The organism is Mesorhizobium sp. WSM4822 (assembly GCF_055811155.1).
Genome location: NZ_JBVVQM010000086.1, coordinates 1 through 449 on the forward strand (window position 1 = coordinate 1; position 449 = coordinate 449).

General features: G+C 70.2%; 1 pseudogene. It reads right to left on the minus strand.

Going from position 1 to position 449, the window contains the following annotated elements:
* Window positions 1–449 (minus strand): annotated as a pseudogene (locus AC0L3E_RS34640) (autotransporter domain-containing protein); the annotation flags it as partial.

Below are 449 nucleotides of genomic sequence, written 5' to 3' on the forward strand. Positions count from 1 at the left end.
TCACAATGCCGCCGCCGCCACCGCCGCCACCCGCAATGGTGCCGCTGTTGATCAAGACAATATGGGCTCCAGAGAACGTGGCGCCGCTGCCGCCGTCGCCGCCGTCTTCGAATTCGCTCTTGCCGCTGCCGCCGCTGCCGCCGCCAACGATACGACCGCTGTTGGCGAGAGAAGCATTGTCTACCGATGAGGCGACGCCATCGCCGCCGTTGCCGCCGCTGCGGCCGTTGCTATGGAAGCCGCCGCCGCCGCCGCCGCCGCCCGTGATCGAGCCGCCATCGTTGATCAGGGTGGCCGCGGAACTGCCGACGCCACCGTCGGCACCGCTGATGAGTCCGCCTGTTCCGCCGGAGCCGGCCACACTGCCATCGCTGCCGCTGCTGCCGCTCTCGCCAGAGAATTCCCCTCCGTTGCCGCCGTTTCCGGATGTGCCTGCGCCGCTCCCCCCG